18 protein-coding genes and 1 pseudogene are annotated in these 22127 nt (G+C 72.5%); 6 read left to right on the top strand and 13 right to left on the bottom strand.

The window, feature by feature from the left end; translation table 11 throughout:
* Positions 1 to 309: 309 nt before the first annotated feature.
* Positions 310 to 1317, bottom strand: a complete 1008-nt coding sequence (locus ACFU3E_RS29895; protein ID WP_384165009.1) for a stage II sporulation protein M — start codon at positions 1315 to 1317, stop codon at positions 310 to 312.
* Between the two features lie 128 nt (positions 1318 to 1445).
* On the opposite strand from ACFU3E_RS29895, the gene ACFU3E_RS29890 reads away from it, so the two are divergent.
* Entirely contained in the window at positions 1446 to 2411 is a 966-nt protein-coding gene (locus ACFU3E_RS29890) for an RDD family protein (RefSeq protein WP_384165006.1), read from the top strand.
* A gap of 36 nt (positions 2412 to 2447) precedes the next feature.
* Here the strand turns inward: ACFU3E_RS29890 and ACFU3E_RS29885 are convergent, their stop codons facing one another.
* From ACFU3E_RS29885 to ACFU3E_RS29845, 9 genes and pseudogenes are all read right to left on the bottom strand, one after another.
* Positions 2448 to 3062, bottom strand: a complete 615-nt coding sequence (locus ACFU3E_RS29885; RefSeq protein WP_384165003.1) for a hypothetical protein — start codon at positions 3060 to 3062, stop codon at positions 2448 to 2450.
* Positions 3063 to 3197: 135 nt separating this feature from the next.
* Positions 3198 to 4655, bottom strand: coding sequence for an adenosylhomocysteinase (ahcY, locus tag ACFU3E_RS29880; RefSeq protein ID WP_384165000.1), 1458 nt, complete (start codon positions 4653 to 4655; stop codon positions 3198 to 3200).
* 324 nt (positions 4656 to 4979) lie between these two features.
* A complete protein-coding gene (locus ACFU3E_RS29875; RefSeq protein ID WP_384164998.1) occupies positions 4980 to 5954 on the bottom strand; it encodes a cation diffusion facilitator family transporter in 975 nt (324 codons plus the stop codon).
* A 153-nt stretch (positions 5955 to 6107) separates the two neighbouring features.
* Positions 6108 to 7259: a mannose-6-phosphate isomerase, class I gene (gene manA / locus ACFU3E_RS29870; RefSeq protein ID WP_384164995.1), complete on the bottom strand. Its 1152-nt coding sequence runs from the start codon at positions 7257 to 7259 to the stop codon at positions 6108 to 6110.
* Between the two features lie 54 nt (positions 7260 to 7313).
* A complete protein-coding gene (locus ACFU3E_RS29865; RefSeq protein WP_384164992.1) occupies positions 7314 to 8441 on the bottom strand; it encodes an SIS domain-containing protein in 1128 nt (375 codons plus the stop codon).
* A gap of 112 nt (positions 8442 to 8553) precedes the next feature.
* On the bottom strand, positions 8554 to 8724 hold the full coding sequence (locus tag ACFU3E_RS29860; RefSeq protein ID WP_248503533.1) for a Trm112 family protein: 171 nt from the start codon (positions 8722 to 8724) through the stop codon (positions 8554 to 8556).
* 69 nt (positions 8725 to 8793) lie between these two features.
* The gene (locus ACFU3E_RS29855) at positions 8794 to 10158 is read right to left on the bottom strand and encodes a phosphomannomutase/phosphoglucomutase (protein ID WP_384164989.1); all 1365 of its coding nucleotides are present in this window, start codon (positions 10156 to 10158) and stop codon (positions 8794 to 8796) included.
* Positions 10159 to 10288: 130 nt separating this feature from the next.
* Positions 10289 to 10449 (bottom strand): annotated as a pseudogene (locus ACFU3E_RS29850) (L-lactate permease); the annotation flags it as partial.
* 254 nt (positions 10450 to 10703) lie between these two features.
* A complete protein-coding gene (locus ACFU3E_RS29845; protein WP_187826098.1) occupies positions 10704 to 11126 on the bottom strand; it encodes a DUF3499 domain-containing protein in 423 nt (140 codons plus the stop codon).
* Positions 11127 to 11420: 294 nt separating this feature from the next.
* Here ACFU3E_RS29845 and ACFU3E_RS29840 point away from each other — a divergent pair, with 294 nt between their 5' ends.
* Complete coding sequence (locus tag ACFU3E_RS29840; protein WP_248503535.1) at positions 11421 to 11876, top strand: metallopeptidase family protein; 456 nt, start codon at positions 11421 to 11423, stop codon at positions 11874 to 11876.
* A gap of 21 nt (positions 11877 to 11897) precedes the next feature.
* Here ACFU3E_RS29840 and ACFU3E_RS29835 read toward each other — a convergent pair whose 3' ends face one another.
* The 3 genes from ACFU3E_RS29835 to ACFU3E_RS29825 form a co-directional block, all read right to left on the bottom strand.
* Positions 11898 to 13424, bottom strand: coding sequence for a DUF5719 family protein (locus ACFU3E_RS29835; RefSeq protein WP_384164985.1), 1527 nt, complete (start codon positions 13422 to 13424; stop codon positions 11898 to 11900).
* Positions 13421 to 17083, bottom strand: a complete 3663-nt coding sequence (locus ACFU3E_RS29830) for a glycosyltransferase (RefSeq protein ID WP_384164981.1) — start codon at positions 17081 to 17083, stop codon at positions 13421 to 13423. Before ACFU3E_RS29830 ends, ACFU3E_RS29835 begins: the two co-directional genes overlap by 4 nt.
* A 161-nt stretch (positions 17084 to 17244) precedes the next feature.
* Complete coding sequence (locus tag ACFU3E_RS29825; RefSeq protein WP_055531891.1) at positions 17245 to 17508, bottom strand: WhiB family transcriptional regulator; 264 nt, start codon at positions 17506 to 17508, stop codon at positions 17245 to 17247.
* A 658-nt stretch (positions 17509 to 18166) separates the two neighbouring features.
* Here ACFU3E_RS29825 and ACFU3E_RS29820 point away from each other — a divergent pair.
* From ACFU3E_RS29820 to ACFU3E_RS29805, 4 genes are all read left to right on the top strand, one after another.
* A complete protein-coding gene (locus tag ACFU3E_RS29820; RefSeq protein WP_384164977.1) occupies positions 18167 to 18673 on the top strand; it encodes a cysteine dioxygenase in 507 nt (168 codons plus the stop codon).
* A 74-nt stretch (positions 18674 to 18747) separates the two neighbouring features.
* Positions 18748 to 19707: a 2-phospho-L-lactate transferase gene (cofD, locus tag ACFU3E_RS29815; protein WP_384164974.1), complete on the top strand. Its 960-nt coding sequence runs from the start codon at positions 18748 to 18750 to the stop codon at positions 19705 to 19707.
* Positions 19704 to 21023, top strand: a complete 1320-nt coding sequence (locus tag ACFU3E_RS29810; RefSeq protein WP_384164971.1) for a coenzyme F420-0:L-glutamate ligase — start codon at positions 19704 to 19706, stop codon at positions 21021 to 21023. Before cofD ends, ACFU3E_RS29810 begins: the two co-directional genes overlap by 4 nt.
* Before the next feature lie 62 nt (positions 21024 to 21085).
* A complete protein-coding gene (locus tag ACFU3E_RS29805) occupies positions 21086 to 22120 on the top strand; it encodes a DNA-3-methyladenine glycosylase family protein (protein WP_384164968.1) in 1035 nt (344 codons plus the stop codon).
* Positions 22121 to 22127 lie beyond the last annotated feature (7 nt).

The raw sequence follows: 22127 nt of genomic DNA, 5'->3' as shown, positions 1-22127 counted from the left end.
CCCGATTTCCTCGGTGCTTTCCAGGTTCCCGCTTCCGCGTTTCCCTTTCCGGCGGCTCCGACTTTATCAGAAGTTCCGGGCCGGACTGACCGGCCGCTCATTTCCGATTCATCGGTAGAGGCTTCAATGAAATCAACGTTTCAAGAAGCAGGTAGATGTTCGCAATGGCCGGTCTGGGACTAGAGCCCATCTGCAGGCAACTGTTCAAATCTACCTCCCCACACTTGCCGTGTCAACGGCTCCTGCGGGGCGAAGAGGAGACTAGCAGCTGAACGGAGGTGGTCGCACATCCGGCGGCCGGAGGGGCGATCAGGCAGCCGTGGGGACGGTCGCGCTGCGTTCCGCTGCCTCGACGTCGCCGGTCTCTCCGGCGCGGGCGGCACGGCCGCCCAGGACGTAGACGTAGGCCAGGAAGGCCGCTTCGGCGGCCACCCCGATGCTGATGCGGGCCCAGGTGGGGAGGCCGGACGGGGTGACGAAGCCTTCGATGGCGCCTGAGACGAAGAGGACGAGAGCGAGGCCGATGGCCATGCCTATGGCGGCTCGGCCCTCTTCCGCGAGTGCCGTGCGCCGTGTCCGGGGGCCGGGGTCGATGACGGTCCAGCCGAGACGCAGGCCGGTGCCCGCCGCGACGAAGACGGCGGTCAGTTCGAGCAGGCCGTGCGGGAGGACCAGGCCGAGAAACGTGTCGAGGCGGCCGGCCGAGGACATCAGGCCCACGCCGATGCCGAGGTTGAGCATGTTCTGGAAGAGGATCCAGAGAACCGGTAGCCCCAGGAAGACCCCGAGGATGAGGCACAGGGCGGCGGCCCAGGCGTTGTTCGTCCAGACCTGGGCGGCGAAGCTGGCGGCGGGGTGGCTGGAGTAGTACGTCTCGTACTGGCCACCGGGGCGGGTGAGCTCGCGGAGTTCGCTGGGCGCCGCGATGGACGCCTGGACTTCGGGGTGGGTGCCGATCCACCAGCCCAGGAGGGCCGCGACGGCCGTCGACAGGAGCGCGGTGGGTACCCACCAGTGGCGCGACTTGTAGACGGCGGCAGGGAAACCGTGCGCCAGGAATCGCGTGACATCGCGCCAGGAGGCGCGTCGGGTGCCGGTCACGGCGCCACGCGCGCGTGCCACGAGTTGGCTGAGCCGGCCGGTCAGCTGCGGGTCGGGGGCGCTGGACTGGATCAGGGAGAGGTGCGTCGCGGTGCGCTGGTAGAGGGTGACGAGTTCGTCGGCCTCGGCGCCGTTGAGGCGGCGCTGGCGACGGAGGAGGGCTTCGAGGCGGTCCCACTCCGCTCGGTGGGCGGAGACGAAGACGTCGAGGTCCATCGGTGTGCCTGCTCCTCGGCTGGTCGTCGGAGGCTCGTCGTGGATCAGCTTGTCGTACTACGGTGCGATGCGCCCTCAGCTTGGCAGACTGGCCCTGTCGGGGGCAGGGCAGGGGAAGGACGACGGGCGTGAGTGAGCTGGTGACGGGTGAGGCCGTGGCGTTGGAGCTGCGGCCCGCGAGGCTGCCCAGCAGGGCGCTGGCCGTGCTGCTCGATCTGGTGGCGGCCATGGCCGTCTACGTCGCGGTGACCGTCGCGCTGGTCGTTTCCACGGCCTCGCTCGACGAGGCGGCGCAGACGGCGCTGTCGATCGCCACGTTCGTTCTCGTGCTGGTGGGCGGGCCGATCGCGGTGGAGACGCTGAGTCACGGGCGCTCGCTCGGGAAGATGGCGTGCGGATTGCGTGTGGTGCGGGACGACGGGGGTCCGATCCGGTTCCGGCATGCCCTGGTGAGGGGCCTGATCGGCGTGATCGAGATCCTCATGACGTTTGGGATCGTCGCCTGTGTCGCCTCGTTCGTGTCTGCGCGGGGGCGTCGGTTGGGGGATGTGTTCGCGGGGACGCTCGTCGTGCGGGAGCGGATTCCGGTCACGCGGACCGGCTTTGTGCCGCCTCCTCCGCCCTGGCTGGCGGGGCGGTTCTCGGGGCTCGATCTGTCCGCGGTGCCCGACGGACTGTGGCTCGCCGTCCGGCAGTACCTGACGCGCATGCAGCAGCTGGATCCGCAGGTGGGCGGGTCGATGGCGGAGCGGCTGGCGTCGGATCTGGCGGAGCGTACGGGGGCTCCGGTGCCGCAGGGTGTGCCGCCGGCGGCGTATCTGGCGGCGGTCGTGCAGGAGCGGCAGGCGCGGGAGGCCCGGCGCGCTTTCGGGAGCGACGCGGTCCAGACGGCCCCGTCCGCCGCAGGTTCGTGGCCGAACGGCCCGGTGGGTACGGGCGATACACCGGCTGCGCCCCGGCCTGCGGTGTATACGCAGCCGTCGCCCCGCCCCCGTGAGGCGGCGTCCGAGCCGTCCGGCTGGGAGCGGCCCGCTGAGTCACCGGAGGTCTCGGCGGACGAGCGGCCCGGCACCGGGTTCGTGCCGCCGGCGTAGCGGAGGGCCTGTCGGGCCCCGGGCGCGGCTGTCCGCTCAGGTGAACACCGACGGCGGTGATTCCAGGTCTTCGAGCTCTATGCCGGGGGCGGCGAGCACCACGTCGCCGGCGAGGTGCACGGTGTGCTGCTCGCCCGTGTCCAGGGCTGTGACCTGGTATTCGTCCACGGTCAGGGGGCCGTTGTCAGTGGCGTGTGCTTCGCTTTTCACCAAGGCCCAGGACTGGTCCACAGTGCGTGGGGCGAGGACCGGGTCCGTGAAGGCGACGAGGCGTACGCGGGTGGCGGCTGCGGAGGGGGTGAGGCGCAGGAGACGGGCGGTGGCGACGAGGAACGCCGGGGAGGTGCCGGTGAAGGCGTGGGCGCGCACATTGCCTTCGGTGGCCTCGGTGCCGGTGGGGTCGGTGCGGACCCAGGTGACGCCGTCGAGGGCGGCGCCGCGGACCTGCCAGGCGGCGGTGTGGAGTTCGAGGCGGAGGGGGCGGCCCAGTTCGTCGAGGGTGAGGTCGACGGAGCCGTGGTGATCGCCCTCTGGGGTGGTCAGCCGGGAGACGTAGCGCCAGCCGGAGGGGCCGGGGGCGCACTGGAAGTGTTCTTCCGCGAGGGGGGTGTGATCGTGCGGATCGTGGAGCGAATAGCGGCCGTGGGGCATGGGGGTCCTGGGTCTTGACGGGCTGGGCCGGTCGTCGGTCCGTCAAACGGGGCAGGCCCCCGGCACGGGGGTGCGGGGGCCTGCCTCGGAGATCCGAACCGGCAGCGAACTGGCCGGCAGGGGTGCTGCTCGGGCTCAGTAGCGGTAGTGGTCCGGCTTGAACGGGCCCTCGACCTGGACGCCGATGTACTCGGCCTGCTCGGGGCGGAGCGTGGTCAGCTTCACGCCGAGCGCGTCGAGGTGGAGGCGGGCGACCTTCTCGTCGAGGTGCTTGGGCAGCACGTAGACGCCGGTCGGGTACTCGTCGGGCTTGGTGAACAGCTCGATCTGGGCCAGGGTCTGGTCCGCGAAGGAGTTGGACATCACGAACGACGGGTGGCCGGTGGCGTTGCCCAGGTTCAGCAGGCGGCCCTCGGACAGGACGATGAGCACCTTGCCGTCGGGGAAGGTCCAGGTGTGGACCTGCGGCTTGACCTCGTCCTTCACGATCCCGGGGATCTTGGCGAGGCCGGCCATGTCGATCTCGTTGTCGAAGTGGCCGATGTTGCCGACGATGGCCTGGTGCTTCATCTTGGCCATGTCCGAGGCCATGATGATGTCCTTGTTGCCGGTCGTGGTGATGAAGATGTCGGCCTTGTCGACGACCTCGTCGAGGGTCGTGACCTGGAAGCCGTCCATCGCGGCCTGGAGGGCGCAGATCGGGTCGATCTCGGTGACGATCACGCGGGCGCCCTGTCCGCGCAGGGACTCCGCGCAGCCCTTGCCCACGTCGCCGTAGCCGAAGACGACCGCGGTCTTGCCGCCGATGAGGACGTCGGTGGCGCGGTTGATGCCGTCGATGAGGGAGTGGCGGCAGCCGTACTTGTTGTCGAACTTCGACTTGGTGACGGCGTCGTTGACGTTGATCGCCGGGAAGAGGAGGACGCCGTCGCGCTGCATCTCGTACAGGCGGTGGACGCCGGTCGTGGTCTCCTCGGTGACGCCGCGGATCTCCGAGGACAGCTGGGTCCACTTCTGGGGGTTCTCGCCCAGGGTGCGGGTCAGCAGTTCGAGGATGACGCGGTGCTCGTCGGACTCGGCGGTGTCGGGCGAGGGGACCTTGCCGTCCTTCTCGTACTCGACGCCCTTGTGGACGAGGAGAGTGGCGTCGCCGCCGTCGTCCAGGATCATGTTGGGGCCGCCGGTGGGGCTGTCCGGCCAGGTCAGGGCCTGCTCGGTGCACCACCAGTACTCGTCCAGGGTCTCGCCCTTCCAGGCGAAGACCGGGACGCCCTGGGGGTTGTCCACGGTGCCGTTCGGGCCGACGGCGATGGCGGCGGCCGCGTGGTCCTGGGTGGAGAAGATGTTGCAGGAGGCCCAGCGGACCTGCGCGCCGAGGGCGACCAGGGTCTCGATGAGCACGGCGGTCTGCACGGTCATGTGCAGGGAGCCGGTGACGCGGGCGCCGGCCAGGGGCTGCGCCTCGGCGTACTCCTTGCGGATCGCCATCAGGCCCGGCATCTCGTGCTCGGCGAGGGTGATCTCCTTGCGGCCGAACGCGGCCAGGGAGAGGTCGGCGACCTTGAAGTCCTGTCGGTTGTCGACAGTCGTCATTGCGAGCTGCTCCTCGGGGTTGGGGCGAGGTGGGTACGGCTGGTCTGCGCGGCGGCGGACACAGGAGTGCCCGGAAGAGGACACAGGCATGCCCGCGTACGCGCAGCGCAGTCCGTCGGAGGCCCTCTCTCCCTCGGCCGGTCCGCGAGAGGACCGCCCGACCGCCATCAGCAGCGACGTCTGGCTCCGTCCCAAGCTACACCGGGGGCGGGTGCGAACCCCAGTCCGCCCGCGAACACATCGAGCCGATCATGTGACGGGTCCGGGGACGGCGACGGGGCCCGCCGAGTGGTCCGGCGGGCCCCGTGGGCGCGGGAGGAGGGGTCAGTGGGCCGTGGGGGCCGGGCCTCCGGGCGAGGCCTCGGCGTCGGGGCCCTTGGCCGCCTCGGTCTCGCTGTAGATGTCCGGCTCGAGGTAGATGACGCGGGCGATGGGGACGGCCTCGCGGATGCGGGCCTCGGCGGCGTTGATGGCGGCGGCGATCTCGGAGGCGGTCTCCTCGTGGCGGACGGCGATCTTGGCGGCGACCAGGAGTTCCTCGGGGCCGAGGTGGAGTGTGCGCATGTGGATGATGCGGGTGACCGTGTCGCCGTCGACGACGGCGGCCTCGATCTTCTGGGTCTCCTCGACGCCGGCGGACTCGCCGAGCAGCAGCGACTTGGTCTCGGCGGCGAGGACGAGGGCGATCAGGATGAGCAGGATGCCGATGCAGAGGGTGCCGATGCCGTCCCAGACGCTGTCGCCGGTGAGCAGGGCGAGGCCGACGCCGCCGAGCGCGAGGATCAGGCCGACGAGGGCGCCGAGGTCCTCCAGGAGGACGACCGGGAGCTCGGGGGCCTTGGCGTGGCGGACGAACTCCTTCCAGGAGCGCTTGCCCCGCAGGACGTTGGACTCCTTGATGGCCATGCGGAAGGAGAAGGTCTCGGCGATGATCGCGAAGACCAGGACGCCGACCGGCCAGTACCAGTTCGTCAGCTCGTGCGGGTGCTTGATCTTCTCGTAGCCCTCGTAGAGGGCGAACATGCCGCCGACGGAGAAGAGGACGATGGAGACGAGGAAGGCGTAGATGTAGCGCTCGCGGCCGTAGCCGAAGGGGTGTTGCGGGGTGGCCTCGCGCTTCGCCTTCTTGCCGCCGAGCAGGAGGAGCGCCTGGTTGCCGGAGTCGGCGAGCGAGTGGACGGATTCGGCGAGCATCGACGACGAGCCGCTGAAGATGAACGCCACGAACTTCGCTACCGCGATCGCGAGGTTGGCGGCCAGTGCCGCCACGATCGCCTTGGTGCCGCCTGACGCGCTCATAGGTTCGCGTTGTCCCTTCGTACGCCGTTCCAGGGCCGGGACACCGCCTTGATGCGGCGCCCGTGGCTTTGCCCGTGCTTGACGGTGGGCCATTGTTGCAGCCCGTTCGGGCCGCGGTGCTTCAGGTCACCAGCACGGGCGGCTTCGAGATGGTCAGGCGACGACCGTGGCCCGGAAGAGCGTTCCCGTTCCGGCTACTTCGGCCCTTTCGCCGGCCGGGACGAAGACGGATCGGCCCGGGGTCAGGTCGTGCTCGCCGGCCCGGACGGTGCCGGCCGTGCAGAGCAGGATCTGCGGGGTCGGGCGGGTGAGGTCGTGAGCGGCGCCGGCCTCGGGAAGGACGTAGCGGGAGAGGCGGAACTCGTCGATGGGGGTCTCGTAGACTTCCTCGCCGTCCGGGGAGGCCTCGGGGCGCAGGACGCCGGGGTCGCCGGGGAGGAAGCGGACGATGCGCAGGAGTTCGGGGACGTCGACGTGCTTGGGGGTCAGGCCGCAGCGCAGGACGTTGTCGGAGTTGGCCATGATCTCCACGCCGAGGCCGTTCAGATAGGCGTGCGGGACGCCGGCGCCCAGGTAGAGGGCCTCGCCGGGCTGGAGCCGGACGTGGTTCAGCAGCATCGCGGCGATGACGCCGGGGTCGCCCGGGTAGTGGTGGGCGATGTCGGCGTAGGGGGCGTAGGCGCCGCCCAGGCGGGTGCAGGCGGTCGCCGCTTCCGCGACCGTGCGGGACATCTCGTCGGGGTCGGCGGTGAGGATCGCTGTGAGGACCTCGCGCAGGGCGGCGTCCTCGGGGTGGGCGTGCAGCAGGTCGACGTAGGGCTTGAGGGAGTCCATTCCGAGGTCGTCGAGCAGGGCCGCGGCCTCCAGCGGCGCGCGGAAGCCGCACAGGCCGTCGAACTCGGTGAGCGCGCAGATCAGTTCGGGCTTGTGGTTGGCGTCCTTGTAGTTGCGGTGCGGGGCGTCCACGGGGACGCCCCGGTGCTCCTCGTCCGCGTAGCCCTCTTCGGCCTGCGCCAGGTCGGGGTGGACCTGGAGGGAGAGCGGGGCGCCCGCGGCGAGGATCTTGAGGAGGAACGGCAGCCGGGGGCCGAACTTGGCGACGGCGGCGGGTCCGAGTTCCTTCTCGGGGGCGGCGGCGACGACCTCGACGAGCGTGCCCCGGCCGGTGCGCGAGGGCGCGCCCGGGTGGGCGCCCATCCACATCTCCGCCTGCGGTTCGCCGGTCGGTTCGGTGCCGAGCAGCTGCGGGATGGCGGTCGTCGAACCCCAGGCGTAGGGGCGGATGGTGTTGTCGAGGCGGTCCATGGGGTTCTCTCTGCGTGTGCGGGGTGCGGGCGCTTCAGGGTGTCCCGGGCAAGATCAGGCCCTCGAAGCGAGCGCCAGGTAAACCGCGGCGAAATCCGTGATGGCGATCAGTTCCGCGAGGGTCTCCAGTTCGCCGCCCTCCTCCGGTTCCAGTTCGCTGATCGGTGTGTCGTGGCTGAGGGCCAGCTCGCGGGCGCCGGGGGCGGCGGTGAGGCCGCCGATGGGGCGGTCGCGGAGCAGCACCACCCGCGCGTGCAGGGCGGGTGGTTCCTCGACGCGGTCGCGGAAGAAGTCGTCGGGGTCGGCGCTGGCGGCCAGCGGGCCGGCGAGCAGGGCGCCGTGGGCGGCCAGGGCCTCGGGGAGTTCGGCGACGACCGCGGGGGTGCCGGACAGTTCGGCGAGCGCGGCGGCGAAGCGGCGGCCCGCGGGTCCGGCCGAGACGCCCTCGGTCCAGACGATCGGGAGCGCGTCGGCGAGTTCGGCGGCCAGCGTCTTGGCGGCGTTGCTGTACGTGGCGATGGCCGGGCCGCAGCGTTCGGCGACGCGGTCGAGGCGGTCGGCGACCTTGCCGAGGGCGTCCGGTGGGGCGGCGAGCACGCCCGTGCGGTCCAGGAGGGCGAGGAGCGGGGTGAGCAGGGCCCACAGGACGCCGGGGGCGGACGCGGCCAGGGGCTCGTCCTGGTCGTACGGGGCGGTCGCCATGGGCATGAACAGGCCGTGCGAGCCGTGCACGGTGTCGGCGAGCGGGGTGCGGCCGGGGGCCACGGCGGCGACGGTGCAGCCTCGGCGGTAGGCCTGCTCGGCGAGGAGGGACAAGCCGGGTTCGGTGCCGTCGGGGGTGGTGATCAGCAGGAGGTCCACGGAGCCGACCCAGCCGGGCAGTTCCCAGCGCAGGGCGCCCGCGGCGGGGGCGACGCCGGTGGGGGCGAGGCGGGTGACCGGACTGCCGGCACCGGCGAGCGTGCCGATGAGGTCGGCGGCGTGGGTGGCCGCGGCACCCGGGCCGGCGATGAGCACCGCGCGGGGGCGGCCGTCCGGTTTGAGGTCGTTGACGCCCGCCTCGGCGGCATGGCGGGCGGCCGTGCGGACGCGGGCGCCGGCTTCTGCGGCGCCGCGGAGCAGCCCGCGGTGGTCGGCCTCGGCGAGGCCCTCCGGGGAGTCGAGCAGCGATTCGTCGAGCATGGGCGGCAGCTTCCCATCGCCGGGGTCCGATATGAGGGTGTCCTGAAGCGTGCCCGCTGTGCCGGGGGCTATGTGCACCGAAGTGTCGCCCGGGTGCCTGAGCCCCCGCCGGTCACGCGGGGCGGCGGGCCTCGTCGACGAGCAGGACGGGAATGCCGTCGCGGACGGGGTAGGCCAGACCGCAACTGGTGTCGGTGCAGATCAGTTCGCTGTCCTGCTCCGTGAGGGGGGAGTGGCAGGCCGGGCAGGCGAGGATCTCGAGGAGGCCGGATTCGAGGGGCATGGGGTTTCCTTCGAGGTGCGGGCGCTTGGGGTCGTGCCTGGTCAGGTTACCGCCGGTGGGGGTGGGGCCTCAGCCCCTGATGATCCCCAGCACCTCGTCCCGCACCCGGGCCATCGTCTCGGCGTTTCTCGCCTCCGCGTTCAGGCGCAGCAGCGGTTCCGTGTTGGACGGGCGGACGTTGAACCACCAGTCGGCGGCGGAGACCGTGAGCCCGTCGAGCTCGTCGAGGGTGATGCCCTCGCGGGTGCCGTACGCGGAGCGGATCGCGGCGAGGCTGGCCTGCTGGTCGGAGACCGTGGAGTTGATCTCGCCGGAGCCGGCGTAGCGGTCGTACTGGGCCACGAGGGAGGACAAGGGGCCGTCCTGGCCGCCCAGGGCCGCGAGGACGTGGAGGGCGGCCAGCATGCCCGTGTCGGCGTTCCAGAAGTCACGGAAGTAGTAGTGCGCGGAGTGCTCGCCACCGAAGATCGCGCCGGTGCGGGCCATCTCGGCCTTGATGAAGGAGTGGCCCACGCGGGTGCGGACCGGGCTGCCGCCGTTCTCCTCGACGACCTCGGGGACCGACCAGGACGTGATCAGGTTGTGGATGACCGTGCCCTTGCCTCCGTGCCGGGCCAGTTCGCGGGAGGCGACCAGGGCGGTGATCGCCGACGGGGAGACCGGCTCACCGCGCTCGTCGACGACGAAGCAGCGGTCGGCGTCGCCGTCGAAGGCGAGACCCAGGTCGGCGCCCTCCTCGCGGACCCGCTTCTGAAGGTCGACGAGGTTGGCCGGGTCGAGGGGGTTGGCCTCGTGGTTGGGGAAGGTGCCGTCGAGTTCGAAGTACATCGGGACCAGCGTCAGGGGCAGGCCGGCGAAGACCTCGGGGACCGTGTGCCCGCCCATGCCGTTGCCCGCGTCGACGACGGCCTTCAGGGGGCGGATGGAGGTCAGGTCGACGAGGGAGCGCAGATGCGCCGCGTAGTCGGACAGCGTGTCGCGGCCGGTGATCGTGCCCGCCTTCGCGGCCGGGTCCGGGGCGCCCGACTCGCTCCATCCCTCGACCAGTTCGCGGATCTCCGCGAGGCCGGTGTCCTGGCCGACCGGGGCGGCGCCCGAGCGGCACAGCTTGATGCCGTTGTACTGCGCCGGGTTGTGCGAGGCGGTGAACATGGCGCCCGGCAGGTTCAGCGCGCCGGAGGCGTAGTACAGCTGGTCCGTCGAGCAGAGGCCGATCTCCGTCACGTCCGCGCCCAGGGCCGCCGCCCCACGCGCGAAGGCACGCGACAGGCCCGGTGAGGAGGGCCGCATGTCGTGCCCGGTCGCGATGGCGCTCGCGCCGGTGACCCGCACGAAGGCCGCCCCGAAGAGCTCGGCCAGGGACTCGTCCCACTGGTCGGGGACGACCCCGCGTACGTCGTACGCCTTCACGACCTGCGACAGATCAGCAGCCACGGCCAACCTTCCTGAAAAAGTACTGTCGGTCCGCTCAAACTACCCCTGCCCGCCGACAGCGCGCTGGGCGGACGCCCGGAGGGCTCCCGTCCGTCACCTCAGGTCAGGGCGGCACCCAGCCCGGAGCCGGGTTCTGCGGGGAGATCCTCTGCCGAGGACGCCGCCGGAGCCGTTGGCGGCGGCCAGGAGCTCGGGCGACCGTCCGGACTCGCGGGCGGCGGTCACCTGGAGGGCACCGAAGAGGGCGCTGGCGGGGGTGTCCGAGCCGGTCGCGGCGACGCCGAGGCGGCCGGGCAGATCCCGGCGGGCGGGAGGAGTGTGCCACCGGTCGAGACACGTTTCCGCCACCTGCTCGCCGTCCGGGCCTGGCAACTCCGGGAAGGGCCGGTAACAGGTCTGCGTGGCCTGGGCGATCCGGTACTGGACGGGCCGGGATCTGCGCGCCGGGGACGACGTCGGAGGCGGCGAACTGGGCGGCGGCGAAGGCGACTCCCCGGCTCGCCGCGCATCAGTGGGTGCGCGTGCGGTGCAGCCGAGGAAGGGGGTCAGTTGTCGGGCGAGCGCAGGACCCGCAGATGGCCGCGCCGCGCGACCTCCATCGGGTCGGCCCCGCGGCCTCCGCCGCCGGCCCCGGCCGCCCGCTCCTGGGGACGGGCCGCCTCACGCACGGCGTTCGCAAGGGCTTCCAGGTCGTCACCGCTGGGGCGGGCCGGAGCCGAACCGTCGAGGAGCCGGACGACCTCCCAGCCGCGCGGGGCGGTGAGGCGCTCGGAATGCTCGGCGCACAGGTCGTAACAGTGGGGTTCGGCGTAGGTGGCGAGCGGGCCGAGGACCGCGGTCGAGTCGGCGTAGACGTACGTCAGCGTCGCGACGGCGGGACGGCCGCAGGCGGTGCGCGAACAGCGACGTACAGGGCTCACGACGTTGGACGGTACCGCACTCTTGAGCGGGCCGCGACGACTCTCCACCAGGTCACTCCCCCGTGTCGTGTTGTGAAACGCCCCACACACCCCTTTGGGCACACCTTGCTGACCTGCCAGGACATCGACGTCCAAGATGTCGAACGACCCCGCAAGCGGTCAAGAGTCGCCGTAAAAACCTCAATTGCCGTGAGGTCACCGGTCTCGACGGTATACGGATTTGAGCCCAACGTTGGCTTGAATGGTCGTGTAGCGACATGCCGCGCGGCGCGGCCGGAACCCGTCCGTGCCGCCGTGCGGTACCGGGCACAGGGACGCCGCGGGGACTACCCTTCACCAGTGATGGACAAGCCCGTAACGCCCCGTGCCGCCGCCCCCGGGCCCCGCCGTCGTGATCGCCACGGACGGGGCATGCGCGGCCCGATCGCACCGCCGCAGGTGCCGCTCGCCGCGAGCCGAGCGGAGGCGTTCGCCGATCTGGTGCAGGACTCCGTGGAGCGCCTGGAGCGGCGGTGGCCGCAGCTCGCCGACATCGACTTCCTGGTCCTCGAGGTGCCGCGGCTCGACGGGCCCGGCCAGGCCTGGAACGACGAGGCGGTTCCGCTCGGCGGCACGATCAGCGCGCGCGACGGCCGCCCCGCGCGTGTGGTCGTCTACCGGCGGCCGGTCGAGATCCGCACCAAGGGGCGCGACGAGCGGGCGGCGCTGGTGCACGAGGTCGTCGTCGAGCAGGTCGCCGAGATCCTGGGGCTGACGCCGGAGACGGTGGATCCGCGGTACGGCGAGGACCAGGGCTGAGACGGCTGCCGGCCGGCAGCCCTACTTCTGGAGCACCGAGAGGTCCTCGTCCGCCTCCGGTACGGCCACCGTTCCCCGGTCGTCCGGCAGTGTCTGCACGGTGAAGGCGGGGACGCCGCCCTCGCTCACCGTCAGGGTGCGGGCCCCGTAGACCGGGCCGCCGGAGACCGGCTCGACCGTGAGCGCGTAGGTGCCCTTCAGGCCGCTGGGGGCCGGGGGCTCGATGTCCTGGGTCGTGCCGGCCTTGATCGTGTACGTCTTCGACACCGGGGTGCCGCCCTCGCTGCCGGCCGAGGCGGTGACCTTGACCGTGGCGGCGGCGCCCGGGGCCGTCAAGGACAGGGTGCTGCCCTTGCCGCTGTTGTCCGCGGACGTCGCGCGTGTGCCGACGGGGCGGGTGGCCGGGATGAACGCCGTCTCCTGTTTGCCGCCCTTGCCGCGTACGACCCGCAGGGCCGCCACGACCGGCACGGACCGGTCCGTCGGGGTCAGCACCAGGGAGCCCGCTTCGCCGCGGGTGACGTCGCCCAGGTCGACGGCGGTCGTCATGCCGCCCTTGACGTGCACCGTCTCGTGACCGGCCGGGGTGATCGGACCGGAGGGGGAGGCGAGGCGCACCTTCAGGTCCGCGTCGGCGTCGCCGGGGGTGAAGGCGACCAGGCGCACGGCGGTGGCGTCCTTGGGGATGCCGGGCAGGACCAGGCTGCCCGACGGGTCCGTGGACGCGGCCAGCCAGTCGCCGCCGAGCTTGTCGTCCAGGGCCTGCACGGCGGCACCGACGCGTCCGCTGCGGACGTTGACGTGCACGGTGAGGTTGGTCTGCCGCGCGTCGCTGAGGGTGGACAGCAGGACCGGTTCGCTGGAGTGCGGCTGGACCGTGATGCCCTCCCCCACCGCGGACTTGAGGGCGCCGTCCTTGCCGTAGAGCTCGATGTCGACCACGGCGGCCGAGTCGTCGGGGTTCGTCAGGTGGACGTAGTCGGTGCGGTCCGCTTCCGTGCTGGCGCCGGGGAACCAGAAGTCGGTGTCCGGAGCGGTGCAGTTGACGCCCTGCAGCCCGCGCCCGGTGCCCGCGGCGACCTCGGTCGTCTCCTGGACGGTCCAGCCGGGCGCGAATCTGCCGTCCGCGGTCCCGAGGAGGGCGGGCGCGTCGCCGCCGGAGCTGTCGCCGGTGACCGGCTTGCCGGGTTCCTTGGGAGTCAGCCCGGGTTTCGCGGGCTTGTCCTTGCCGGAGCTCCCGTCGTCCTTGCCCTTGTCCTCGCCGTCGCCCGAGGCGTCCGCCGACTCCTCGGTGGCCGCGCGGAGTTCGGCCTTGCCGTCACTCCCGGTGCCCTTCGTGACGGGCGTGAAGGAGGTGTAGGTCGTCTCGGCGAGGTCGGACGTACTGGGCGCCGGGCACAGCAGGCTCGTGCGCTCCACGGGCAGTTGGGCGGCCGCCTTTGCGGCGGTGTCCGTACCCGGGTCGTCCGGCTGGGACAGTGCGGCGAAGCCGGTGACGGCGGCGAGCGCGGTCGTGCCGGCGATCAGGGACAGGGTGGTGCGGTTCACTGCTGGCTCCCGTCGGGACGCTCACTGCCCGTGCCGTGGGGGTGATGCTGCTGCGCCGGGTCGTAGGGCGTGCCGTAGCCCTGCTGGTAGGCCTGGTCGTAACCCTGCTGGTCGTGCTGGTCGTACGAGGGGGTCTGGCCCTGGCCGCCGTACGCGTACGGGTCGTACTGGCCGCCCTGGTACGGGTCCGCCTGGTACTGCTGCCCGTAGGCGTCCGCCGGGTACGGGGCGTTCTGGTACTGGTCGCCGTAGCCCGCGTACTCGCCGTTCTGGTAGCCGGCGTTGTCCCACTCACCGTAGTTCTGCTGCTGGGGCACCGGCGCCGGCGGCTGCTCCGGCTGTGCGGGCGGGAACTCCTCGGGTCCGGCGGCCTCTTCGGCCTCCGCCTCCGCCTGGGCGCGCAGACGACGCGCGCGGCGGCCCTCGCCCGAGACGGCCTGGGCCGGGACGAGCGGCTCCTCGGGGAGGTCGTCGTCGATGTCGCGGCGGCGGCCGGGCAGGGCGAGCACCACGAGGACGACGGCGAGCAGACCCTGGGCCCACAGCCAGGCCGTGTGACCGATCGGGTCGTCGTAGGTGACGTCCAGCCTGCCGCCGGTGGCGGGGAGTGTGAAGCCCTGGGCCCAGCCGTCGACCGTGGTACGGGTCAGCGGCTTCCCGTCGAGCGTGGCGGACCAGCCGTCGGAGGCGGAGTCGGCGAGGCGCAGCACGCGTCCGCCGGTGCCGGTCGGGATCGTGGTGTGGATGTCGACGGGCCCGGCGGCGACGGGCTGCGGGGTGCCGGAGGCGGGGACGATGGTCGCGCGCGCGACCTCCCGGTTGACACGCCACAGCGCTCCGCCGTCCTGCTGGCTGAGCCGGGTCAGCCCCGGAGTGGCGTCCAGGACGCGGGTGACCTCGCGGGGCGCGCCCTGGTGGACGAGGACGTAGCGCACGGCGAAGCCGCCGAGCTGGTCGGCCTGGTCGGCGCCGGAACCGGCGACCAGGTTGGCGACGACCTTGTCGAGCCTCCTGTTCTCGCCGTCGGCCGCGGCGATCTCGCCGTCGCCGAGGCGGGCGCCCGAGCCGCGGACCAGCATGTAGCCGACGTGGGCGCCGGAGTCGCTGTCGAGGACCAGGGTGCGGGCCTGGTCCCGGGTGCCGCTCTCCTCGGCGACGAACGCGGGGACCTGGGTCGGGTCGCGCCGCTCCAGGGGGCCCTCGGCGCCGCGGATCATCCAGCCGGCCGCGACGAGCAGCGGGCCCGCGGCCGAGGCGAAGGCGATCAGCACGGCGACCGGCTGGCGCCATCCGAAGCTCTGCTCGGCCACACGCGCGCGTGCCCCGTCGGCGCCGAGCGCGGCGGCCGCCAGGAGGGCGATGCCGTAGACGAGCGTCGCCGGGCCGGCCCAGGTGGAGGTGTTGGACAGGACCGCGAAGACGAAGCCGACCAGGGCGACCACCCAGGCCGTCCAGATGCCCGACTGGCGTTCCGAGCGCACCAGGGCGGCGAGGGCGGCCAGCACGATGCCGATGAGCATGAGGCCGCTGACGGTGCCGGGGCCGCCCGGGCTGGCACCGAGCAGGTCGAGGGCGGAGGCGGTCGAGGGGCCGTACTCGAGGCCCGCTTCCTTGAGGAAGCCGAACGGGAGCAGCGTCAGGGACCAGGGTGCGAGGAGCAGCAGGGGCGTGCCCAGCTGGGCGACGAACCGCAGCCCGTAGGCCGTGATGTCGCTCCGCCGCAGCACCAGCAGCCCGATGCCGAGGAGCAGTGCGATGGGCCACACGATCGGCGTGAAGGCGGTGGTGATGGTCAACAGCAGCGCGTACGCCCAGGTGGCGCGCCAGCTGCCGCGGGCTCCGGCGGAGTTCGTCAGGCCGCCGGCCGCGATGCCCGCGCGGGCGATGAGCGGCAGCAGCGCGGCCAGGACGGCGGTGCCGATGCGGCCGCCGGCGAGGGCGCCGGTGGCGGCGGGCAGGAAGGCGTAGACGACGGCCGCCCAGGCGCGCAGCAGCCGGGACTCGACGAGCGGGCGGGAGGCGAAGTAGGCGGCGACGCCGGCCAGGGGCACCGAGCCGACGAGCAGGACCGTGACGGCCAGGCCGGTCGAACCGAGCAGCAGGGACGCCAGCATCGCCACGAGTGCGACGTACGGCGGCGCGGACGAGGTGCCGCCGGCGCCGACCGGGTGCCAGGCGTCGAGGTAGCGCGACCACAGCTCGGCGGAGCCGGCCGGGGCGGGCAGCAGGGCGCCGCCCGCGAGCGCGCCGCCGCCGAGGAGCTGGCGGCAGGCGACCAGGGAGACCAGCAGCAGCACCAGGAAGAGGACCGGGCCGGGCTTGCGCGCGATGCGCTTGAGCCGGGCGAACTGCTCGATCTCCAGGAAGTCGGCGTCGTCGCCGCCGGGGCCCGACTCGACGGCGCCGCCGTGCCGTCCCGCCCCGGCGGTGACCTCCGGGTCGGAGCTGCCGGCGAGGCTGCCGGCGGCCTGCTCGACCGTGACTCGGACGGTCGCGCCGGGCGGCGGGAACAGCGCCCGCAGCTCGCCCTTGTCGATCCGGGGTGCGCCTCGTCCGCGCCGCCCGGCGAGGATCCGCTCGGGCCTGAGCAGCGTGCCCATCAGGCCGCGGATCTCGTCGACGGCCTGTCCGGGGACCTTGCCCACGAGGTAGGCCACGGTCCGCAGCAGGGTGCCGAGCACGATCCGCAGCATCACCCAGGGGAGCACGGCCGTACGCGAGTTGACGAGCAGGGTGTAGACGGCGCCGGCCTTGTCGACCTTGTGCGGGGAGGCGGCCGTACGGCCCACGCAGTCGACCGTGCGGCGCTCTCGGCTGGACGCCTCGGCGTGGCGGACGACCGCCTCGGGGGCGACGAGGACGCGGTAGCCGGCCGCGTGGGCGCGCCAGCACAGGTCGACGTCGTCGCGCATGAGGGGCAGGTGGCGGTCGAATCCGCCGAGCTGCTCGAAGACGTCTCGGCGGACGAGCATGCCGGCGGTGGACACCGACAGCACGGTCCGGACGTGGTCGTGCTGTCCCTGGTCCTGCTCGCGGCGGTCCAGGCCGGTCCAGCGGCGGCCGGAGTTGGCGATGGTGACGCCGACCTCCAGCAGCTGCCGCCGGTCGTACCAGCCGCGGAGCTTGGGGCCCACGACGGCCACGTCCTCGCGGCCCAGCTCGTACTCGTTGTCCACGACCCGCAGCAGCTGGGCCAGGGCGTCCGGGTCCGGGGCGCAGTCGTCGTGCAGCAGCCACAGCCACTGCACCGGCTCGCCGTGTGGGAGCTCGGGCAGGTCGTAGGCGTCGTCGCGCCACGAGCGCGTGACCGGGTCCCAGCCGCTGGGGCGCTTCAGGTACGGCAGCTCGTCCGGGGTGAGGACGGGGGCGGTGCGGCCGCACTCCTCGACGGCCTGGCCGAATCCTGTGCGGCGGGCGAGGTGCAGTACGCGGTCGGCGCCGAGGGCGTCGGTGACCAGCTGGGCGGAGGCGTCCGCGCTGCCGGTGTCGGCCCCCATCGCGAACTGCACGGGCCGCTCCTGGCCGAGCAGCCCGGCGAGCGCGTCGGGCAGCCAGCGGGCGCCGTCGTGGGAGACGAGGACCGCGGTCACCACATGGCGCGGGAACTCAGGTGCGGCAGCGCTGTCGTGATGGGCTGCCGGGTGGCTGTGCACGGACATCGAGGTACGGGCCCCGGTTCGGTGGACTGCGGTGGACGCCTGCGCCCGGTGGGGGATGCGGGGCGTCTCGGACGAGCGACCACACTATCGGCTGCGCAGCACAGCGGCCCGCCGCCTGTGGATAACCCATGGGCGGCGGGCCGTTCACGAAGAGGGGTGGGTCAGATGGCCGCTTTCTTCAGCCGGCGGCGCTCCCGCTCGGACAGGCCGCCCCAGATGCCGAATCGCTCGTCGTTGGCGAGGGCGTACTCGAGGCACTCGGAGCGGACCTCACAGGCGAGGCAGACCTTCTTGGCCTCCCTGGTCGAGCCGCCCTTCTCGGGGAAGAAGGACTCGGGGTCGGTCTGGGCGCACAGCGCGCGCTCCTGCCAGCCGAGTTCCTCGTCCGCGTCGTCGACCAGCAGCTGCTGCACCGTCTCGGTCATGTGCGCCCCTCGTCTGTCTTTCGCGTCCCCGTGATCTAGCCGTTACCGATTCCGGCTGAACGACACGAGTGAAATTACAAGTGTGCTGCTCCGGGCGAGTCAAGCCGAGATCTGCTATTGAGCCCCTTATTCACTCTGCGGAACCAAGCCCATGCGGAAAGTGTTCAAATCACCATAAAACCTGACACACAGACCGAGCCCGCGAGGGCTCGCACCTTCCACCGGACCCCTCGCAGACCTCTACGGAGAAGGACGCCCAGGAGTTCGATCTCGTTCCGACACGCACGTCGAAGCGAAACGGATCACAGTCGGATCACGACTACGCAACGGGGTTTGTGCGCCCGGTTGGACGCCATGTGTCCCGGGCGGCCCATGAACAAACCTTTCATCTGAGCGATCGACCGGATGAGGTGAACCACGTCCCACATACCGGGTGTCGAGTTGACAGTGAAGGTGTGAACCGGTGTCCTTGTGGGCATGCTCGCGAACTCGGCACCCACCTCGACCCGCACCGCCGGGTCCCACGGTGCTGCCCGCGCTCGCTGTAGCTGTTGCTGTCCCAGCTGTTGAGCCACACCTGCTCCAGCTGAAGGCCGAGCCACCCGCGTCTCGGCTCCCGTTCCCTCTGACCTTCTTTCACTGAGGAACCACGCACCCCATGAACAGCGACAGCGACCTCCAGATCGCCGGCGACATCCTCGAAGTCACCCACCTCCTGCAGTCCCCACGCGAGCACCCGGCCACCGTCGCCGAGTTCGCCGGACTGGCCCGCTCCCTCGCCGAGGACCGCTCCCAGTGGGAGCACCTCGTCCGCTACGACGCCGCCAGCCGCTGGTACCACCGGCTGCGCACCGGCCCGGGCTACGAGGTGTGGCTGCTGTCCTGGGTGCCCGGGCAGGGCAGCGGGCTGCACGACCACGGCCGCTCCTCCGGTGTGCTGACCGTGCTGGACGGCACGCTGACCGAGCGCACGGAGCGGGGCACGCGCGCGTTGCGGGCGGGCGCGCAGCGCGTGTTCGCGCCGGGGTACGTGCACGAAGTCGTCAACGACGCGATGGAGCCGGCGGTGAGCCTGCACGTCTACTACCCGGGCCTCACCGAGATGCCGATGCACACGGCCCCGCACTGCGACGCCCGGACCGTACCGGGTGCTCTGACCGTCTGACCGGTTGCCGTAGCCGCTGACCGGTTGCCGTAGCCGCTGACCGGTTGTCTCAGGCGCCTGCAAGGATGGCTCCCATGCGCATTGTGGTTCTGGCAGGCGGCATCGGCGGTGCCCGGTTCCTGCGCGGTCTGAAGCGGGCCGTGCCGGACGCGGACATCACGGTCATCGGCAACACCGGGGACGACATCCACCTCTTCGGGCTGAAGGTCTGCCCGGACCTCGACACGGTGATGTACACGCTCGGCGGCGGCATCAACGAGGAACAGGGCTGGGGTCGCGCCGACGAGACCTTCCACCTCAAGGAGGAGCTCGCGGCGTACGGCGTCGGGCCCGAGTGGTTCGGCCTCGGTGACCGGGACTTCGCCACGCACATCGTGCGGACGCAGATGATCGGCGCCGGATACCCGCTGAGCGCGGTCACGGAGGCGCTGTGCGACCGCTGGAAGCCGGGCGTGCGGCTGATCCCCATGTCCGACGACCGCGTCGAGACCCATGTGGCCGTCGAGATCGACGGCGAGACCAAGGCGATCCACTTCCAGGAGTACTGGGTGCGGCTGCGCGCCTCGGTACCCGCCCGGGCGGTCGTGCCGGTGGGCGCCGACCAGGCGAAGCCCGCGCCGGGCGTCCTGGAGGCCATCGCGGAGGCGGACGTGATCCTCTTCCCGCCGTCCAACCCGGTCGTGTCGATCGGCACGATCCTCGCCGTGCCCGGCATCCGGGAGGCGATCGCCGACGCCGGGGTGCCGGTCGTCGGCCTCTCCCCCATCGTCGGCGACGCGCCCGTGCGGGGCATGGCCGACAAGGTGCTCGCCGCCGTGGGGGTCGAGTCGACCGCGACGGCGGTGGCCGAGCACTACGGTTCGGGCCTGCTGGACGGCTGGCTCGTGGACTCGGTGGACACGGGCGCGGTGGAGCAGATCGAAGCGGCCGGGATCCGCTGCCGGGCCGTGCCGCTGATGATGAGCGACGCCGACGCGACCGCGCGGATGGCCCGGGAGGCACTGGCGCTGGCCGAGGAGGTGCGCGGAGCGTGAGCGGCGAGGAGCCGGGCGCCGGCGGCTACCGGGTGTGGGCCATTGCCGGGCTGCCCGAGGTCACGGCCGGGGACGACCTGGCGAAGCTGATAGCGGCCGCCGAGCCCGGCCTGGCCGATGGGGACGTACTGCTCGTCACCTCGAAGATCGTGTCCAAGGCGGAGGGCCGGATCGTCCGGGCCGCCGACCGGGAGGCAGCGATCGACGCGGAGACCGTCCGGGTCGTGGCCCGGCGCGGCGCCCTGCGGATCGTCGAGAACCGGCAGGGCCTGGTCATGGCCGCGGCCGGGGTCGACGCGTCCAACACCCCTTCCGGGACGGTGCTGTTGCTGCCCGAGAACCCGGACGCGTCCGCCCGCGCCCTCCGCGACGGACTGCGCGACGCCCTCGGCGTCGACGTAGGGGTCGTGGTCACCGACACGTTCGGCCGACCCTGGCGCGCCGGGCTCACGGACGTCGCGATCGGCGCCGCCGGAGTGCGCGTGCTCGACGATCTGCGCGGCGGCACGGACGCGTACGGCAATCCGCTCAGTGCCACCGTCGTCGCCACGGCCGACGAACTCGCCGCCGCCGGCGACCTGGTCAAGGGCAAGGCCGCGGGGCTGCCCGTCGCCGTGGTGCGCGGCCTCCCGCACCTGGTCGCGGAGGGCGACGACGGCGAGGGAGCGCGGGCCGTGGTCCGCGGAGCGCGCGACGACATGTTCCGCCTCGGCACCTCGGAGGCGGTACGGCTGGCCGTGACCCAGCGGCGTACGGTCCGGTCCTTCACCAACGAGCCCGTCGACGCGGACGCCGTACGGCGGGCCGTGGCCGCGGCCGTGACCGCTCCGGCGCCGCACCACACGACGCCGTGGCGGTTCGTCCTGCTGGAGTCGGAGGAGTCGCGGACGCGGCTGCTCGACGCCATGCGGGACGCGTGGATCGCCGATCTGCGGCGGGACGGCAAGACGGAGGAGTCCATCGCCAAGCGGGTCCGGCGCGGGGACGTCCTGCGCAACGCGCCCTGTCTCGTCGTCCCCTGCCTGGTCATGGACGGCTCGCACACGTACGGCGACCCGCGGCGGGACGGTGCCGAGCGGGAGATGTTCGTGGTCGCGGCGGGCGCCGGCGTGCAGAACCTCCTGGTCGCGCTGGCCGGGGAGCGGCTCGGCTCGGCCTGGGTGTCGTCGACGATGTTCTGCCGGGACGTGGTGCGCGAGGTACTGGACCTGCCCGCGGACTGGGACCCGATGGGGGCCGTGGCGGTCGGGCATCCGGCGGAGGAACCGCGGTCGCGGCCCGACCGGGACGCGGGGGCGTTCATCGAGGTGCGGTGACAGGTGCCGGGCGGCGCCTACGCTCGTAGGGCTGCACCTCACGGATTCCAGGGACGTCATTCATGGCAGGACGGTTCGCTTCGCGACCCACGCTCCCCCACAGCCCGAAAGGCGTGGGAGGTACTCCCGTGCCGGTGCGCGGTGGACATGTCGCCGTGCCCGGAGGGGTGCCGCGGCAGGCGGCGGGGCCGGGGCGGGTGCGCGCCTGGGTGCCGGACGGGCCGCTGGATCTCGGGCTGGTGCTCGGGCCGTTGCGGCGCGGGCCCGGCGATCCGACGTTCCGGGCGACACCGGACGGGGCCGTCTGGCGCACCAGTCTCACTCCGGCCGGGCCCGGGACGCTGCGGGTGTGCGCGTACGGCCGTGGGGTGCGCGGGGAGGCCTGGGGGCCCGGGGCGGAGTGGCTGCTGGAGCGGTTGCCGGAGTTGCTCGGCGCGGAGGACGATCCGTCGGCGTTCGTGCCGCGGCACCGGTTGCTGGCGTCGGCCCGTCATCGGCGTCCGGGTTTGCGGCTGACGCGGAGCGGGCTCGTGCTGGAGTCGTTGATCCCGTCGATTCTGGAGCAGAAGGTCACGACCGATGAGGCGTATCGGGCGTGGCGGCTGCTGGTGCGGAAGTTCGGGGAGCCGGCGCCGGGGCCCGCGCCCGCGCGGATGTATGTGATGCCGGCGCCTCGGACCTGGGCGCTGATTCCGTCGTGGGAGTGGCACCGGGCGGGGGTCGACAACAAGCGGGCGTCGACGATTCTGCGTGCCGTGCGGGTGGCTGCGCGGCTGGAGCAGGCGGTGGGGATGGCGCCCGGGGCGGCTCGGGCGCGGCTGGAGCTTGTGCCGGGGATCGGGCCGTGGACCTCTGCGGAGACGGTGCAGCGCAGTCACGGGGCTGCGGACGAGGTGACGGTGGGCGATCTGCATCTGCCCGGGATCGTGGGGTGGGCGCTGGCCGGCGACCGGGATGCGGATGATGCGGTGATGCTGGAGCTGCTGGAGCCGTATGCGGGGCAGCGGCATCGGGCGGCCCGGTTGATTCTGCTGAGCGGGAGGGTGCCCGCGCGCAGGGCGCCGAAGATGCCTCGGTGGGACATCGGGCAGCTCTGAGCCGTTG

Source organism: Streptomyces sp. NPDC057424 (genome assembly GCF_042803315.1).
Taxonomy (GTDB): Bacteria; Actinomycetota; Actinomycetes; order Streptomycetales; family Streptomycetaceae; genus Streptomyces.
The sequence above is the reverse complement of the archived record's forward strand: the minus strand, read 5'-3'. Positions and strand labels throughout refer to the sequence as shown.

Coding starts and splice junctions, on each gene's coding strand:
- ACFU3E_RS29895 (WP_384165009.1), bottom strand. CDS start 1,317: ATGGACCTCGACGTCTTCGTCTCCGCCCACCGAGCGGAGTGGGACCGC.
- ACFU3E_RS29885 (WP_384165003.1), bottom strand. CDS start 3,062: ATGCCCCACGGCCGCTATTCGCTCCACGATCCGCACGATCACACCCCC.
- ahcY (WP_384165000.1), bottom strand. CDS start 4,655: ATGACGACTGTCGACAACCGACAGGACTTCAAGGTCGCCGACCTCTCC.
- ACFU3E_RS29875 (WP_384164998.1), bottom strand. CDS start 5,954: ATGAGCGCGTCAGGCGGCACCAAGGCGATCGTGGCGGCACTGGCCGCC.
- manA (WP_384164995.1), bottom strand. CDS start 7,259: ATGGACCGCCTCGACAACACCATCCGCCCCTACGCCTGGGGTTCGACG.
- ACFU3E_RS29865 (WP_384164992.1), bottom strand. CDS start 8,441: ATGCTCGACGAATCGCTGCTCGACTCCCCGGAGGGCCTCGCCGAGGCC.
- ACFU3E_RS29860 (WP_248503533.1), bottom strand. CDS start 8,724: ATGCCCCTCGAATCCGGCCTCCTCGAGATCCTCGCCTGCCCGGCCTGC.
- ACFU3E_RS29840 (WP_248503535.1), top strand. CDS start 11,421: ATGGACAAGCCCGTAACGCCCCGTGCCGCCGCCCCCGGGCCCCGCCGT.
- ACFU3E_RS29830 (WP_384164981.1), bottom strand. CDS start 17,083: ATGTCCGTGCACAGCCACCCGGCAGCCCATCACGACAGCGCTGCCGCA.
- ACFU3E_RS29825 (WP_055531891.1), bottom strand. CDS start 17,508: ATGACCGAGACGGTGCAGCAGCTGCTGGTCGACGACGCGGACGAGGAA.
- ACFU3E_RS29820 (WP_384164977.1), top strand. CDS start 18,167: ATGAACAGCGACAGCGACCTCCAGATCGCCGGCGACATCCTCGAAGTC.
- cofD (WP_384164974.1), top strand. CDS start 18,748: ATGCGCATTGTGGTTCTGGCAGGCGGCATCGGCGGTGCCCGGTTCCTG.
- ACFU3E_RS29805 (WP_384164968.1), top strand. CDS start 21,086: ATGGCAGGACGGTTCGCTTCGCGACCCACGCTCCCCCACAGCCCGAAA.